We start from the raw sequence: 14,852 nt of genomic DNA on the forward strand, positions 1-14,852 counted from the left end.
AAAGCCCCGCAAATAATAAGGTTGCGGTGGGCTATTTTTCGGCTACCCCACCTATAGCGGGGTCAATACAGGGGGAGGATTTAGTTCTGATAAATGCGGGGACTGGTAGGAATTAGACCAGTAATATTTGGGTTCTGCTTCATGAGTCCGCAAAATGGGATCATTCAACTGTTGCTGTGCTTCGGTCACGACCACATGGAAACAAGAAGGCAAATGATCATGGTGATCCTGCAAACTTAATGGCATTGGTAAATCAGAAGCGTATTGATCAACCACTTTTGAATTTTTCTCAGAAACTTGTGCATTTTCAGGGACGTGATGCCCGAAATGATTCAAAGCGCTGTACTCACTCGACTTTTCATGCGCGCAATAAGCCGCTGCCACATTCCAGAAACTTTGGAACATGAACAAACTCAGCAAGACGGTCACAAAAATCGTTGAGCGTTGCAACAGCACACCCTTACAGTAAATTGCACAAAGGCACTATAGCAGGCTATGCCAATGTAATAAAATTACAAAACTTTTTTGTACAAACTTCCTTCTGATTTAAAACAGTTTTTTATTCTAAAGAGAAACAACTTTACCATTTCTTGAGTCATTCCTATGTATAAAACCTTATCATTTTTACTATTCACTGCCTGTTTCGGCCTAAGTGGTTGCGCAACCACCCTATTAGATAAAGCTTTTCCGAATGAAACCACACAAACTCAATCAGTTACCTTAAAGCAAGATCAAATTATTGCTTTAGGTCAAGCTATTCAAAATCAAACCGAACAGGCCCTAGTCTTTATCGGGCAGGATTTTAATTATTTAATGACGGATGGTAGTGCCGAACTGTTAAAACTCCTCAATACGATTCCAACAGAGCAACGCACTTTGACCAGCCCTTCACCGCTAGTGCTGACCATGGAAGATCCCAATCATTTCCACGGGGTGTTACAAATTCGCTATAACACCCGAATGGTAGATCTTAATCAAAAGCAAAAAGTCTTATTAAAATCCTTAGGTTTTCGCCAAAACTTTGATTTGATCCAAAATCAGCAAACTGCACCCTATCCTTATATCAATGTATTTTTCAAAGGACAGCTTTATCAAGGATTAGATCACAAAAAAATTCAGCAGAAACTACCACAACCTTATCCAATCCTCCTCCAGCAACAGATAACGACCACCACCAAGCATCCAGTTAAACGTGCGACCCACATGGTGCTTTATCCTTTAGCTATGGCCTTCGATGTCGTCACTGTGACTCCACTCTTGATATGGTCTGATATGCGGGGTGATTTTAATAAATAGACACAAATAAATGGGTACAACTAGATAAGCCAATGACCTAAACAATCAGGTATTGGCTTATTTTCTATGGCATTTCTCACTGTTATGGAATACACAAATAGAACAATAGCTGCAAAGAAAAAACTTATATTAAAAACATAATAATGAAAAACTTAGCTTAAGGAGTTGCATGATGAATATTGCAAATATCAAACAGCGGTTGCATTCCTATTGTTCTGGTTTTATTGAACAGAACAGCCTGTCCGATTCTGAAATGGAACTTCATAAAGCTGAATTTTTTAAAACATTGGCCCACCATGAGCATGAACAAGACTCTCATCCCTACGTTTCGTCAAATGACCGTAACGCTGTTTGGTATTTCTTGCGTGCAGCCCTCCGCGGTAATGCAGATGCCTCATTTAAGCTAGGCCAAAGTTATTTAGATGGGGACTTGGGCTTAGATAAAGATTATAAAAAAGCACAATACTGGCTTGAACGCGCAGTCCATCAAGGGCATCCTGAAGCGAAAGCCTATTTATATACGGTGTTTAGTGAATTGGCTTTTTCATAAGCATAAAAAAACCAGCTCGAAAGCTGGTTTTTTAATTTCAGGATTTAACCTGTAATCTTTTTATATTTAGAACGTTTTGCTACCGCTGCATCACCCAAACGTGACTGACGGTAAGCTTCATATTCTGCATAGTTGCCTTCGTAGAACTCTGGTTGTTCATTTTCAAATGACAAAATATGAGTCGCAATACGGTCAAGGAACCAACGGTCATGCGATACCACCATCACGGTACCTGGGAATACAAGAATTGCATCCTCAAGAGCACGTAAAGTTTCGATATCCAAGTCATTTGATGGCTCATCCAGTAAGATGACGTTTGCACCTAACTGTAAGATTTTTGCAAGTTGTAAACGGTTACGTTCACCACCAGACAATTCGCCTACACGTTTTTGCTGATCTTGGCCTTTGAAGTTAAAGCGACCGATATAAGCACGTGATGCAATTTCGTATTCACCTATTCTTAAGATATCTAAACCGCCAGAAACTTCTTCCCAAACAGTTTTATTGTTATCCAATGTATCTCGGATCTGACCGACATAAGCCACTTTAACTGACTCACCTAAGGTCACAGTACCGGTATCTGGTTGCTGCTCGCCCGTCATCATACGGAACAGTGTCGTTTTACCTGCACCGTTCGGACCGACAATACCAACAATCGCAGTTGGCGGTATTGTGAAAGTTAAGTCTTTATACAACAGTCGGCCATCAAATGATTTGCTGATGCCTTCAACTTCTACAACTTTATTTCCTAGGCGCGGGCCAGGTGGAATATAAATTTCAGAAGTTTCGTTACGCTGCTGGAACTCACGTGAGTTAAGTTCTTCAAAACGTTCCATACGCGCTTTGTTTTTCTTTTGCTGACCTTTGGCATTTGAACGAACCCATTCAAGTTCTTTTTTCAATGCCTTGGCAAAAGATTCTTCTTGCTTGTTTTCTTGCTCTAAACGCGCATTCTTTTGTTCTAACCAAGAAGAATAGTTACCTTGGTAAGGAATACCCATGCCACGGTCAAGTTCAAGAATCCACTCAGCTACGTTATCTAAGAAATAACGGTCATGCGTAATCGCAACGATGGTGCCTGGGAAGTCTTTCAAGAAACGCTCTAACCAAGATACTGATTCAGCATCTAAATGGTTCGTCGGTTCATCAAGAAGTAACATATCTGGCTTAGAAAGCAATAAACGGCAGAGTGCAACACGACGGCGCTCACCACCTGAAAGTAGTGATACATCTGCATCCCAAGCTGGAAGGTTCAATGCATCAGCAGCAATTTCAAGCTGGTTATTCAGGTTATGCGCATCCCAAGCATGAATGATTGATTCTAATTTTTCCTGCTCTTTTGCAAGCGCATCAAAATCTGCATCAGGCTCAGCATATTCAGCAAAAACTTGATCAAGACGAGCTAAAGCATCAAGTGCTTCACGTACACCATCTTCAACGTTACCACGAACGTCTTTGGTTGGATCTAATGGCGGTTCTTGTTCTAAGTAGCCGATTTTGATTCCTGGTTGTGCACGAGCTTCACCTGAGAAATCTTTATCTACGCCAGCCATAATACGGAGTAAGGTTGACTTACCAGCACCGTTCAAACCAAGCACACCAATTTTTGCGCCTGGGAAAAATGATAAAGAGATGTCTTTCAAGATTTCGCGCTTCGGCGGAACCATTTTCGACACTCGATTCATCGTATAAATATATTGGGCCACGCAGGACTCCTCAAGAAAAACGAATACATCGCAAAATAGCGAATAAAATAATCGGCGTATTATACGCTGAAAACCCAATTGACTTGAAGTTAAGATGTCATTTGTTTGTCTGGATCAAAGGATTTTCTTTTGCAAGACATTACAGGCTTGAATTATTTGCTCATTTTCAAAAATAATTACGCCCATTCAAGACTCGCTATATCACTAAAATCACTATCAAGCGCAAAAATTATGCACCATTTTGGATAAAATATACGCTAGACTCGATCAATATTTAACACACGTAGATGATGTAATCATGACCTATAAAGATGAAACACTAGCCATTCATGCGGGATATTCACCAGAAGCAACCACCAAAGCAGTGGCGGTACCAATCTATCAAACCACTTCTTATGCCTTTGATAATACGCAACATGGTGCAGATTTGTTTGATCTCAAAGTTCAGGGGAATATCTATACCCGAATTATGAATCCAACCACTGCCGTACTTGAACAGCGTATTACTGCACTGGAAGGTGGCATTGGGGCACTGGCTTTAGCCTCAGGCATGGCAGCAATTACCTATGCAATTCAAACCATTGCCGAAGCAGGTGACAATATCGCGTCAGTGTCTACCCTGTACGGCGGAACTTATAATTTATTTGCCCACACGCTGCCAAAGCAAGGCATCGAAGTTCGTTTCTTTGATTATCAGAATCCTGAAGCATTACGCCAAATTATTGACGATAAGACCAAGCTGGTATTTGTCGAATCGATTGGCAACCCTCTAGGCAATATTATCGACCTTGAAGCGATTGCCAAGATTGCACATGAATACGGTGTCCCTGTAATTGTCGATAATACCGTAGCGACACCTGCCCTATTGAAGCCATTTGAATTTGGTGCGGATATTGTGGTGCACTCTCTGACCAAATATATCGGTGGACATGGCAACAGTATTGGTGGTGTGATTGTTGATAGCGGCAAGTTTCCTTGGGGCAAATACCCTGAACGCTTTAAAGCTTTAAATACCCCTGACCCAAGCTATCACGGCGTTAATTATGTCGAAGTATTGGGTGAAGCCGCTTTTATTGCACGTGCACGCGTAGTGCCATTGCGTAACACTGGTGCTGCAATCAGCCCATTGAGCGTGTTCCTAATCTTGCAAGGTCTCGAAACATTAAATCTGCGGATGGAACGTCATACTGAAAATGCCATCAAAGTTGCCGAATATTTAAAGCAACATGTAAAAGTGAAGTGGGTGAATTATGCAGGCCTAAAAGACCATCCACAGCATCATTTGGCACAAAAATATGTGAAAGGTAAACCTTCTGCCATCCTTTCCTTTGGTGTTCAGGATGGTTTGGCAGGTGGTACCCGCTTTATTGATGCATTACAGCTATTTACTCGTTTGGTGAATATCGGAGATGCCAAAAGTCTGGCTTGCCATCCAGCCACGACGACGCACCGCCAGCTCAATGCAGAGGAGCTAAAATCAGCAGGCGTCAGTGAGGACTTAGTCCGTTTATCTATTGGGATTGAGCATGTTGATGATCTGATTGCCGACCTCGAACAGGCCCTGGCTCAAGTTTAATTTTAATGAAATCAATAAGCCCCGATTCAGGGGCTTATTTTTTGTGCAAAAGCTAAAAAATATAATTGCTTTTTCAACTATTACAATATCTTGTTTTAGAGTTTTTACTCTAAAAAATACATTATTTTTCAAAGATTTACACTAGACAAACAAAAAATATCGGTTAATATTACACCAAAATAAAGTGTAGTGTTTAATCGTAATAAGAAGGCATTGCAAACAACAGCGTGATTAATGTAGGTAACTTACATGAATGCAAAACTCAAAAAACTTTTTCAGCAAAAAGTCGACGGTAAAACAATCATTGTCACTGGTGCATCAAGTGGTATTGGTTTAACGGTTTCAAAATACCTTGCGCAAGCAGGTGCACATGTCCTCTTACTTGCCCGTACTAAGGAGAAGTTAGATGAGGTCAAAGCTGAGATCGAGGCTGAAGGTGGAAAAGCGACAGTATTTCCATGTGATCTCAATGATATGGAATCGATTGACGCAGTTTCAAAAGAAATCTTAGCGGCAGTGGATCACATTGATATTCTTGTGAACAACGCAGGACGCTCAATCCGTCGCGCGGTACATGAATCTGTTGATCGTTTCCATGACTTCGAACGTACCATGCAGTTAAATTACTTTGGTGCAGTACGTTTAGTGCTGAATATTTTACCGCACATGATGCAACGTAAAGACGGCCAAATCATTAACATTAGCTCGATTGGTGTTCTTGCCAATGCAACCCGCTTTTCTGCGTATGTTGCGTCTAAGGCTGCGCTGGATGCATTTAGTCGTTGTTTATCTGCGGAAGTACATTCACACAAAATTGCGATTACTTCAATTTATATGCCTTTAGTGCGTACCCCAATGATCGCACCAACCAAGATTTATAAATATGTGCCAACGCTTTCACCAGAAGAAGCAGCCGATTTAATTGCCTATGCAATTGTGAAACGTCCGAAAAAGATTGCAACCAATTTAGGTCGACTTGCTTCAATTACCTATGCGATTGCACCTGACGTCAACAACATTTTAATGTCGATTGGTTTCAACTTATTCCCAAGCTCTACAGCATCTGTCGGTGAGCAAGAGAAATTGAACATTATGCAACGTGCTTATGCGCGTTTGTTCCCAGGTGAACACTGGTAATCGTCTACGATGATTCAAAAAGCAGCCACTCAATAGATTGGCTGCTTTTTTATGCACAAGTATTTTAAGAGTCTGTGTTTTGATTCATCCAATCGGTTGTTTTACGAATCGCTGCTTCTAGGTTTCCCGTCGAAATCTGCCAACGTTGTTGAAATTGGGCCAAAACCGTTCGATCCAGCTGTTCAGTTCTCAGGAAATTCAGCATTTCGCTAGACATTTCTAACTTCTTCGCCAACCATTGCCATCTTAAAATAAACCTCAACATCCCGATCGGTACATGTCTTGTTGGCGCACGTACCTGTAATTGCTCTGCAATCAACCGTGTCAGTTGATGTAAAGCCAGATTATTTTCACTCACCACCAACATTGCTTGATTCGACAATGCTCTATCAACCGAAGCATTGACCATAATCCGACATAGATCATCGACACGAACCAATGGTAGATAATGCTGAGCCGTTGCTGGGATGGCGCTCATTTTTCCTCGCTTAAGCAAATCAATCATTTGTGCGATGGGCTGATTTATCGGAATTTCACCCGAAACATCATCGCCCACAACAGTTGCAGGATGAATAATGGTCCAGTCTACAGATAACTGTTGTGCCTGTTGTATCCATGCAAAATGTGCTTCGATCTTGGAGGCTTCATAAGCCCCCAAATGTTGATACACAGATTGCCACTCAGTACGATCAGGTTGTTCAAGGCAGATCCCTGCTTGCTGTAAATGACTCGTAATCGTCAACATATAACCCGAAACATGTAGCGCACGCTTTAAAGCACAATGTTGATGAACACAATTCAATAAATTCAGTGCTCCCTCCACATTCACAGCCCTTGCTTGTTGGCTACTCAAATTCCATGCAAAGAGTGCACTACTATTATATAAAGTATTCACTGTGCTTAATTTTTCCCAATCTTGTTCACTGATGGCAAGATTCGGCTGTGTCACATCACCCTGACTGAAAGTCAGTTGATCCAAGGGAACTTGGTGTTGATGAAGCCAATCTGTAAGTATGGCTTTTTGCTCATCCTTCTGACGCAGCAATGCAAAAACCTGATGCCCCTGCCGTAGCAATTCAGCAATCAGGTAGCGTCCAATAAATCCTGTCGCACCAGCGACCATCGCCACTTGCTTGTCTTGCTGTGCTGATAGATGTTGAGTTTCCATCTCGATTACCCTTTTTTATTGAATGTAGGCACAGGCTAAAGGATGGAGTACACTCAATGGTCAAGTGATTTTTTAGCACTTTCAAGAATAATAAGGAGGATCACCATGTTAATTGGACAGTTGGCCAAACAGACTGATTTAAGTCGGGATACTATTCGTTTCTATGAAAAAATGCAGCTGATTCAATCCATCACCTGCAATAATGGCTATAAAGATTATTCAGAACAAACACTGCAACAATTACAACTGATTCGTACCGCGAAAAATTTGGGGTTCTCGCTCAATGAGATTAAACAGATTTTAGCGATGACGGCACTGGATGAAATTCCTGCCACACAAGTACAAAGCATTTTTCAAGACAAGTTAGCTTTGATTGATGAGAAGATTGCCCAACTTCATCAAATCAAAACCATGTTAAGCAAATTTACTCAGGGTGAAGCTTGTCCTTTAAGAAAAGATTGTCCGATTCCGGACCTAAATTAACTGCTTTTCAATTCATTAAAATATCAGCATTGACCATTCTGACATTTCTGATCTCTCTCAAAGGCTTAGCTAAAACCCGTCTGATTCTCCTCATATAAAAATCTATTCATAAAAAGCATACAAAATAGTGCCATTTTCATCCTTTTTTAGCGGTATATAACATTCTGTAAAGATTCAGTTACAGAATCTTGCTTGGTTGAAAAGGAACAGATATGAGTCAGACATATAGCAAGGAAGAAAGAAGAAGTCGCATCAAGGGTATTGTCGGTGCGGCATCAGGGAATTTAGTTGAATGGTTCGATTTCTATATTTATGCCGTTTTTGCTGCCTATTTTACCCACGCATTGACCGCTCCAGATATGGACCCAACCACCAAAGCCATTTATGTTTGGGGGGTGTTTGGGGCCAGCTTTTTTATGCGCCCAATCGGTAGTTGGCTATTCGGACGGATTGCTGACCGTCAGGGTCGTAAGCAATCCATGGTCATCTCGATCTGCTTAATGGCACTCAGTTCATTTTTATTTGCAGCCTTACCGACTTATGATCAAGTCGGCATGTGGGCACCATTTTTACTGCTCATGGTTCGGTTATTACAAGGCTTATCTGTCGGTGGGGAGTACGGTGCTGTTGCGACCTATATGAGTGAACTGGGTTTAAAAGGTCAGCGAGGCTTTTTTGCATCATTCCAGTACGTTACCCTTTCGGGTGGTCAGTTACTTGCCAGTTTACTCGGGGTAATCTTGCTTGGCTTTATGACCGAACAGCAACTCAATGATGGCGGCTGGCGTATTCCTTTCGTGATTGGTGGTATTGCTGCATTATTGTCTTTACTGGCACGTAGTCGTTTAGAGGAAACCCTGTCGCATGAAGATGCTGACCGTGAAGAATCAGGGAGTTTAGTTGCCCTGCTCAAGCAGCATTGGAAAACCTTTTTATTGGTTGTTGGTTATACCTCAGCAGGTTCACTGACCTTTTATGTCGTCACTGTTTACTCTAAAACCTATCTCACCAATATTGGCATGGATGGCAAAACGGTCGGCTTTATCATGACCACTGCGCTATTCGTATTTATGCTGGCACAACCTTTGTTTGGTATGTTGTCAGATCGTATTGGTCGTCGTGCATCCATGTTGGCATTCAGTTTACTCAGTGCGATCTTTATTTATCCCGTCATGGTGACAGGCATGCGCAGTTTTGCTGACTCCCCTGTCATTATCACACTCCTACTGATTTTCTTGATGATGTTGCTGAGCTTCTATACCTCAATCAGTGGTCTAGTCAAAGCTGAAATGTTCCCGCCACATGTCCGTGCTTTGGGTGTCGGCTTTTCTTATGCTGTCGGTAATGCCTTATTTGGCGGTTCTGCACCATCGGTAGCGTTATTGTTTAAAGATGCAGGCATTGAAAATACCTTCTTCGTATACGTGATTGTCATGCTGATTATCTGTTTCTTATGTAGTTTGGCCTTACCGAAAAAGCCTGAATACCTGGAACATGACCACTAACTATATTCTGTCGTGAACAAGAACCACTTTTGTCAAAGCAAAGGTGGTTTTTTATTTGAGGGTTGATTCCAAATAAGGATTCAGATCCACCAAATGCTTAAATCCACTCTGCACCACCATGGCGGTACGGGATCGAGGACGTTGCATCGCTTCTTGTTGAGTAAATTCAATCATGATTCGATTAAAATCGAGCCGAGGATATTTTTGCAGTAATTGCTGTCTAAACTGTTCTGAAAACTCAAAACCACGACTTCCAATCACATCACAACTGGCCGCCTGTTGCAGCAAATGCGCTTCAACACCTTCTTTCAATGCGACATGAGGATTCATATGCATACTGATCACCTCAAAAAGTTGATCGGCTCGTGCTGGTTGCCAACCCTGTTCAAGTGACCAATCTCTTGCGGCATAAGCCCCCTGTCCAGCAAAACAACGACAATGTGGTTCATGCTGATAATGCGGTGCAGTCATTCCCAAATCATGCAATAAACACGACACTGCCAACAGCTCATCATCACGCTGAAGATCTTGTATCTTGGCAAAAGCAACTGCGTAATACCATGTGCGGAGACAATGGTTTTGCAAGGCATCCGAACTACAAGATTGCATTTGTTCTAACGCCTGCCGTACGTCTGAACTGTCAGGCAGTCTAAGATCATCCAGACTCAAATCATGCTGAACAAGTGGCCCGTTACGATTCGCCAAACTGTACATTTTTATACTCTGTTTTAGCACAGGCAACAGGCTATGACTCAAAAGTGCCATACGATCTTTTAAGGATAAATCACCCGAAGTTTGTCTCATCCAAGCTTGTCGACCAATTTGCATTTTCATTTCCCCATCAAAATTAGAGCAATTACTCTAATTTAATTTTTACTAGAACGAAACGCGAAAGTCAAAAGGATTGCGATTGGTTTTTGGGGTTTTAGCTCTCGCTTTCAAACCAGATAAAAATAATTTTTTCACACACTTATCACGTAATTAAAAAAACAACTTGAGTCATATTTTTATCTAAAATTAAACATTTTGTTCATTTAACCCACTTTTTGCGTAGTTTTTATCCTTATTTTTAAGAATTAATTAAGTTTTTATGCATAATGGACGGCGCTTCATTTTTTAATTTTTGGTGTATTTTTAACACTTTTCCAATGACAAGAGGTTACAACTTAAGGGAGTAAATAATGCTGACGCTGATCGGTATTCTAATTATTGTGACGATTGTCGTGCTGCTGATGTCTGGGAAAACCAGTCCAATTGTAGCGATGTCGATTGTTCCTCTTATTGGCGCCCTCATTGCTGGTTTTTCGATTAGCGAGATTTCTGGCTTCTTTGAAGCTGGTCTAGCCAAAGTGACCAAAGTAGCGACGATGTTTTTATTCGCTATTTTATTTTTCAGTATATTAAAAGAATTACATGTCTTTGACCCAATGATTAAACGCATGGTTCAAATGACGCGCGGCAATGTTGTGATTGTTGCGGTCATGACCACTGTGATTGCCGCAATTGTGCATCTGGATGGTTCAGGTGCTGCAACCTTTCTGATTATTATTCCTGCCTTATTGCCGCTCTACCGTAAACTCGGCATGAGCCCTTATCTGATGCTATTGCTAATGGCGGGTAGTATGGGCGTGATGAATATGGTGCCGTGGGGCGGACCTTTGGGCCGTGCTTCAGCCGCGACAGGGTTAGATGCTGCCACACTCTGGCATAGCCTGATTCCCGTTCAAGTGATTGGTGTGGCAGGAATGATAATATTTGCTGTATTCATGGGATTACGTGAGAAAAAACGGATTCTCGCAGCACAGGCTTTCGGTACCACCCCATTTGAACAAGACTGTATGGCCAAAGACCTTGCCGAAGATATCCAAGAAGATGCTCAACCCAAAAACCTGTGGTTTAACTTGGGATTGATCGTTACTGCCATTATTTGCTTGGCGTTTGGTCTATTCTCTGCGCCTTATGTGTTTATGATCGCCCTTGCACTGGTGTTGATCGTCAATTTCCCTCAACCGAAAACACAGATTGAAGTGATTGGTCGTCATGCACCGCAAGCACTGAGTATGGTTGCGATTATTTTTGCTGCAGGCGCATTTCTTGGCATTCTCTCTGAATCCGGTATGTTGCAATCGATTGCCTTGGATTTAATTAAAATTCTACCCAGCACATGGATCGGCAGTTTACATATTCTGGTCGGGATCTTAGGTGTACCGATGGACATCTTTACCAGTACCGATGCCTATTACTTTGCGCTGTTACCGATTGTGCAGGAAGTTACTGCAACGGCTGGTGTCAATGCTGACTCGGTGGTATATGCCATGGCAATTGGCAATAATGCAGGAACTTTTGTGAGTCCATTCTCGCCTGCAACTTGGCTTGCAGTCGGACTGACAGGCACCGATATGGGACGCCATTTGCGCTATTCTTTCGGTTGGATCTGGCTGTTCAGCTTCTTCACCTTGGGTGCTGGCTTCTTACTTGGTCTTTATTAATCCTTGCCAAAATAAAAAGCATACTCAGGTATGCTTTTTTATTGGTTTGAATTCTGCGCTTAGCTACAGAAAATCACGCTTATATTTTAAAGTCTGGTTTTTAAGAGTTCATCCAACCAATCTATAAAATCTTGAAAATACTTGGGTCGATACTGACGGTCAGTCAGTAAAATATTGACTGGTAACTGCACACTCGGAATATCCACAAATAAACGCTGCAACTGCCCGTGCTGTACATAAGGTGCTGCATCAAATTCTGGAATTTGAATAATGCCAATACCCGCTAAACCTGCCTGAATATAGGCTTCGGTGTTTTCAATCAATAAGCGATATGGCATTTTGATCCGATGCGCTTGAAAAGCCAATTCACTCATCTCTCGATAATGTTTAGCCACATGATAATCGACCGCAAAATGTTGTTGTAATTCCTCAAAATGTTGAGGTTCACCAAACTCAGCCAGATATTGTGGTGCTGCCACAGTCCATATCTCGGTCTGGGTAATGGGACGAATCAACAGATATTCATCCTGAACTTGTCCCACGCGTACCACACAATCCAGCTGTTGCTCGATCAAATTAGAAAAGTCATCACTACCATTCACCAGCACTTTTACTTTGGGATAACGTTGGTAAAACGCGGATAGATGAGGAATCAGAATTTGTGTTGCCAAACGTTTCGGCATACCAATACTGATCTTGCCCTCTTGGCTACGCACATGGGTTTTGAAACGATTCAGCTCCTTGAGCTGTGCCACCAACCGCATGGCTTCATCATAGAACACGCTGCCTTCATGAGTTAAAGACACCTTTCGCGTGGTTCGATAAAACAAGAGCACTTCATATTCTTTTTCAAGTGACTGAATCGCATATGTGACATTGGAACGCGGCAGCCCCAGTTGCACAGCGGCTTGCGCAAAAGACTGTTTCTCTGCAACCAAACAGAAGATCTTTAAACGATCAATCTTATCCATTTTTTATTGTTCAACTTTCTTGCACAATCAGTTCAATACTAACAACTATTTCAAACAAATAAATTCAATTAGCATGATTTTCATGCAAAACAAGACGAGGATAAATCAATGTCAAAGCATGATCTAAAAGGAAAAACCGTATTGATTACGGGTGGTGCTAAAAACTTAGGTGGTTTGATCTCACGCAAATTCGCTGAACAAGGTGCCAATTTACTCATTCATTATAATAGTTCAGCGACACAAGTAGATGCGGAAGAAACCTTAAAAGCAGTTCAGCAACTTGGGGCGAAAGCCATACTCGTTCAAGCAGATTTATCTCATATTGAAAATATTGAAGCACTCTTTGTCAAAGCTAAAGAGGAATTTGGCGGTGTTGATATTGCGATTAATACGGTTGGGCGCGTACTAAAAAAACCATTCTTAAACACCACCGAAAAAGAGTTTGATGGTATGAATGACATTAACAATAAAATTGCCTATTTCTTTATTCAATCAGCGGGTTGGCATCTCAATCCAAATGGAAAAATCTGCACCATCGTCACCAGTCTACTGGCAGCCTATACAGGTCTCTATTCAACCTATGAAGGTTTAAAAGCACCTGTTGAACACTATACGCGTGCGGCATCAAAAGAGTTTGGTGAGCGCGGTATCTCCGTCACTGCTGTTGCACCTGGGCCAATGGATACGCCTTTCTTTTATGGACAAGAATCACCAGAAGCGGTGGCTTATCATAAATCAGCATCGGCCTTAGGCGGTCTCACCCAAATTGAAGATATTGAACCACTGGTCCGCTTTCTAGTCACAGAGGGTTGGTGGATTACAGGACAAACCATTTTCGCCAATGGCGGCTATACCACACGTTAATGTGTGTTGAGTAATAAGCTTGGGATGGTTGACTATCCCAAGCTTATTTAATTTAACCCATAGACCAAGGCATAAAAACAAGCCAGACTCAGGATAATAGTCAGCAAGGTATGTTTGACTTTATAGGCAAGCACAACGGTGATGATCGTGGCAAGGAAATATGGATTGAATAAAGTCGAACGGAATGCACCATGCTCATCCATAAAGACAATTGGTGTCGCAATCGCAGTCAGCAAACACGGCGCAGAATATTGCAATGACTGCTGAAACCATTTCGGCAATCGCAACGGAATATTCGGTTCCAGCAAAATATAGCGATTCATAAACACCACTAAAGCCAAAATAATCAGAAGAAACCAAGTCATGCTGCACGCTCCCGAAGATTCTGTAAGCAGGTCGCTGTTAACATGCCGATCACACCAGCCAAAATGGCTGCACTCTTTATCCCTAAGCTCAAGAAAACCAAGGTTAACAGCACAGATACCAACACACCGACCAAAGTGTTTATATTTTTAATAAAGGGAATAACAATCGCGATAAAGGTCGCAACAATCGAAAAATCTAAATGATATTGATCTAAATTTGGCACTGAAGCCGCCAATAATACGCCACATAGACTAAACAGCACCCAGCACAGATAAAAACAGCTGCCAGCCCCAAGTAAATAGTAAATATAGTGCTGCTGTTTTTTAATGCTTACAGCAAATAATTCATCGGTGAGCAAAAAACCCAACATCAATCGATGTTTCAGCGGTTGCTTGGAAATATCCTCACGTAAATACAGCGCATATAAATAATGCTGCGTGGTAATCAGAAATACCGAAATGATGATGGTTAAGGCGGGTGTTCCAGCCATCACTAAACCCAAGGTCATCAATTGCGCCGCACCAGCAAAAACCAAAGCCGACATGCCAATCGCTTGTAGCGTGGTCAGTCCCGCCTGTATCGCCATGGAGCCCGCAAGCAAACCCCAAGGTAGAACTGCAAAGCAAAGAGGCAGTATTTTAATCACACCATTTAAAAATGCCCGAGATGCGGTCATTGGCGTGTTATCTGTTATGGTCTCACTTAACATCAAAATCACAATTGCTCATAAAAGACACCATC

The 14,852-nt window shown here is 41.8% G+C and carries 15 protein-coding genes; 8 read left to right on the forward strand and 7 right to left on the reverse strand.

The genetic code is table 11. From position 1 onward, the window contains the following. Nucleotides 1-51 precede the first annotated feature (51 nt). Nucleotides 52-450, reverse strand: a complete 399-nt coding sequence (locus F887_RS01250) for a cation efflux protein, CzcI-like (RefSeq protein WP_212749626.1) — start codon at nucleotides 448-450, stop codon at nucleotides 52-54. Nucleotides 451-603: 153 nt separating this feature from the next. On the opposite strand from F887_RS01250, the gene F887_RS01245 reads away from it, so the two are divergent. Both F887_RS01245 and F887_RS01240 read left to right on the forward strand, forming a co-directional pair. After that, nucleotides 604-1,296 (forward strand): YidX family protein, encoded by a 693-nt coding sequence (locus tag F887_RS01245; protein ID WP_005297399.1) that lies wholly within the window; start codon nucleotides 604-606, stop codon nucleotides 1,294-1,296. A 172-nt stretch (nucleotides 1,297-1,468) separates the two neighbouring features. Next, entirely contained in the window at nucleotides 1,469-1,846 is a 378-nt protein-coding gene (locus tag F887_RS01240) for a tetratricopeptide repeat protein (RefSeq protein ID WP_005297401.1), read from the forward strand. A gap of 44 nt (nucleotides 1,847-1,890) precedes the next feature. Here F887_RS01240 and ettA read toward each other — a convergent pair whose 3' ends face one another. Next, a complete protein-coding gene (gene ettA, locus F887_RS01235; protein ID WP_004803860.1) occupies nucleotides 1,891-3,552 on the reverse strand; it encodes an energy-dependent translational throttle protein EttA in 1,662 nt (553 codons plus the stop codon). Between the two features lie 298 nt (nucleotides 3,553-3,850). Between ettA and F887_RS01230 the strand changes: the two genes are divergently transcribed. After that, complete coding sequence (locus tag F887_RS01230; RefSeq protein ID WP_005297402.1) at nucleotides 3,851-5,128, forward strand: O-acetylhomoserine aminocarboxypropyltransferase/cysteine synthase family protein; 1,278 nt, start codon at nucleotides 3,851-3,853, stop codon at nucleotides 5,126-5,128. 249 nt (nucleotides 5,129-5,377) lie between these two features. Then, on the forward strand, nucleotides 5,378-6,265 hold the full coding sequence (locus tag F887_RS01225; RefSeq protein WP_005297403.1) for an SDR family NAD(P)-dependent oxidoreductase: 888 nt from the start codon (nucleotides 5,378-5,380) through the stop codon (nucleotides 6,263-6,265). 64 nt (nucleotides 6,266-6,329) lie between these two features. Here F887_RS01225 and F887_RS01220 read toward each other — a convergent pair whose 3' ends face one another. Then, complete coding sequence (locus F887_RS01220; protein ID WP_005297405.1) at nucleotides 6,330-7,433, reverse strand: SDR family oxidoreductase; 1,104 nt, start codon at nucleotides 7,431-7,433, stop codon at nucleotides 6,330-6,332. 105 nt (nucleotides 7,434-7,538) lie between these two features. On the opposite strand from F887_RS01220, the gene F887_RS01215 reads away from it, so the two are divergent. Both F887_RS01215 and F887_RS01210 read left to right on the forward strand, forming a co-directional pair. Further along, complete coding sequence (locus F887_RS01215; protein ID WP_005297406.1) at nucleotides 7,539-7,916, forward strand: MerR family transcriptional regulator; 378 nt, start codon at nucleotides 7,539-7,541, stop codon at nucleotides 7,914-7,916. A gap of 212 nt (nucleotides 7,917-8,128) precedes the next feature. Beyond that, a complete protein-coding gene (locus F887_RS01210; protein WP_005297407.1) occupies nucleotides 8,129-9,421 on the forward strand; it encodes an MFS transporter in 1,293 nt (430 codons plus the stop codon). Between the two features lie 51 nt (nucleotides 9,422-9,472). Here F887_RS01210 and F887_RS01205 read toward each other — a convergent pair whose 3' ends face one another. Further along, entirely contained in the window at nucleotides 9,473-10,249 is a 777-nt protein-coding gene (locus F887_RS01205; RefSeq protein WP_005297408.1) for an HD domain-containing protein, read from the reverse strand. Between the two features lie 353 nt (nucleotides 10,250-10,602). Here F887_RS01205 and F887_RS01200 point away from each other — a divergent pair, with 353 nt between their 5' ends. Then, nucleotides 10,603-11,910 carry a CitMHS family transporter gene (locus F887_RS01200; RefSeq protein WP_005297411.1) on the forward strand — a complete coding sequence of 436 codons (1,308 nt, stop codon included), beginning with the start codon at nucleotides 10,603-10,605 and terminating at the stop codon, nucleotides 11,908-11,910. A gap of 86 nt (nucleotides 11,911-11,996) precedes the next feature. Here the strand turns inward: F887_RS01200 and F887_RS01195 are convergent, their stop codons facing one another. After that, the gene (locus tag F887_RS01195; RefSeq protein WP_005297413.1) at nucleotides 11,997-12,881 is read right to left on the reverse strand and encodes a LysR family transcriptional regulator; all 885 of its coding nucleotides are present in this window, start codon (nucleotides 12,879-12,881) and stop codon (nucleotides 11,997-11,999) included. Between the two features lie 108 nt (nucleotides 12,882-12,989). On the opposite strand from F887_RS01195, the gene F887_RS01190 reads away from it, so the two are divergent. Continuing rightward, entirely contained in the window at nucleotides 12,990-13,745 is a 756-nt protein-coding gene (locus F887_RS01190) for an SDR family oxidoreductase (RefSeq protein WP_005297416.1), read from the forward strand. Between the two features lie 47 nt (nucleotides 13,746-13,792). On the opposite strand, the gene F887_RS01185 is transcribed toward F887_RS01190, so the two are convergent. Both F887_RS01185 and F887_RS01180 read right to left on the reverse strand, forming a co-directional pair. Then, entirely contained in the window at nucleotides 13,793-14,110 is a 318-nt protein-coding gene (locus tag F887_RS01185; RefSeq protein ID WP_005297418.1) for an AzlD domain-containing protein, read from the reverse strand. Next, nucleotides 14,107-14,820, reverse strand: coding sequence for an AzlC family ABC transporter permease (locus F887_RS01180; protein ID WP_005297419.1), 714 nt, complete (start codon nucleotides 14,818-14,820; stop codon nucleotides 14,107-14,109). Before F887_RS01180 ends, F887_RS01185 begins: the two co-directional genes overlap by 4 nt. Nucleotides 14,821-14,852 lie beyond the last annotated feature (32 nt).

The sequence above is a fragment of the Acinetobacter sp. NIPH 2100 genome, assembly GCF_000369805.1.
In the GTDB taxonomy this organism is placed as follows: Bacteria; Pseudomonadota; Gammaproteobacteria; order Pseudomonadales; family Moraxellaceae; genus Acinetobacter.

What these genes read in the sequence shown, in the direction of transcription:
- F887_RS01230 (WP_005297402.1), top strand. Translation starts at nt 3,851, where the DNA reads ATGACCTATAAAGATGAAACACTAGCCATTCATGCGGGATATTCACCA.
- F887_RS01225 (WP_005297403.1), top strand. Translation starts at nt 5,378, where the DNA reads ATGAATGCAAAACTCAAAAAACTTTTTCAGCAAAAAGTCGACGGTAAA.
- F887_RS01215 (WP_005297406.1), top strand. Translation starts at nt 7,539, where the DNA reads ATGTTAATTGGACAGTTGGCCAAACAGACTGATTTAAGTCGGGATACT.
- F887_RS01185 (WP_005297418.1), bottom strand. Translation starts at nt 14,110, where the DNA reads ATGACTTGGTTTCTTCTGATTATTTTGGCTTTAGTGGTGTTTATGAAT.
- F887_RS01195 (WP_005297413.1), bottom strand. Translation starts at nt 12,881, where the DNA reads ATGGATAAGATTGATCGTTTAAAGATCTTCTGTTTGGTTGCAGAGAAA.
- F887_RS01210 (WP_005297407.1), top strand. Translation starts at nt 8,129, where the DNA reads ATGAGTCAGACATATAGCAAGGAAGAAAGAAGAAGTCGCATCAAGGGT.
- F887_RS01240 (WP_005297401.1), top strand. Translation starts at nt 1,469, where the DNA reads ATGAATATTGCAAATATCAAACAGCGGTTGCATTCCTATTGTTCTGGT.
- F887_RS01220 (WP_005297405.1), bottom strand. Translation starts at nt 7,433, where the DNA reads ATGGAAACTCAACATCTATCAGCACAGCAAGACAAGCAAGTGGCGATG.
- F887_RS01205 (WP_005297408.1), bottom strand. Translation starts at nt 10,249, where the DNA reads ATGCAAATTGGTCGACAAGCTTGGATGAGACAAACTTCGGGTGATTTA.
- F887_RS01200 (WP_005297411.1), top strand. Translation starts at nt 10,603, where the DNA reads ATGCTGACGCTGATCGGTATTCTAATTATTGTGACGATTGTCGTGCTG.
- F887_RS01180 (WP_005297419.1), bottom strand. Translation starts at nt 14,820, where the DNA reads ATGTTAAGTGAGACCATAACAGATAACACGCCAATGACCGCATCTCGG.
- F887_RS01245 (WP_005297399.1), top strand. Translation starts at nt 604, where the DNA reads ATGTATAAAACCTTATCATTTTTACTATTCACTGCCTGTTTCGGCCTA.
- F887_RS01190 (WP_005297416.1), top strand. Translation starts at nt 12,990, where the DNA reads ATGTCAAAGCATGATCTAAAAGGAAAAACCGTATTGATTACGGGTGGT.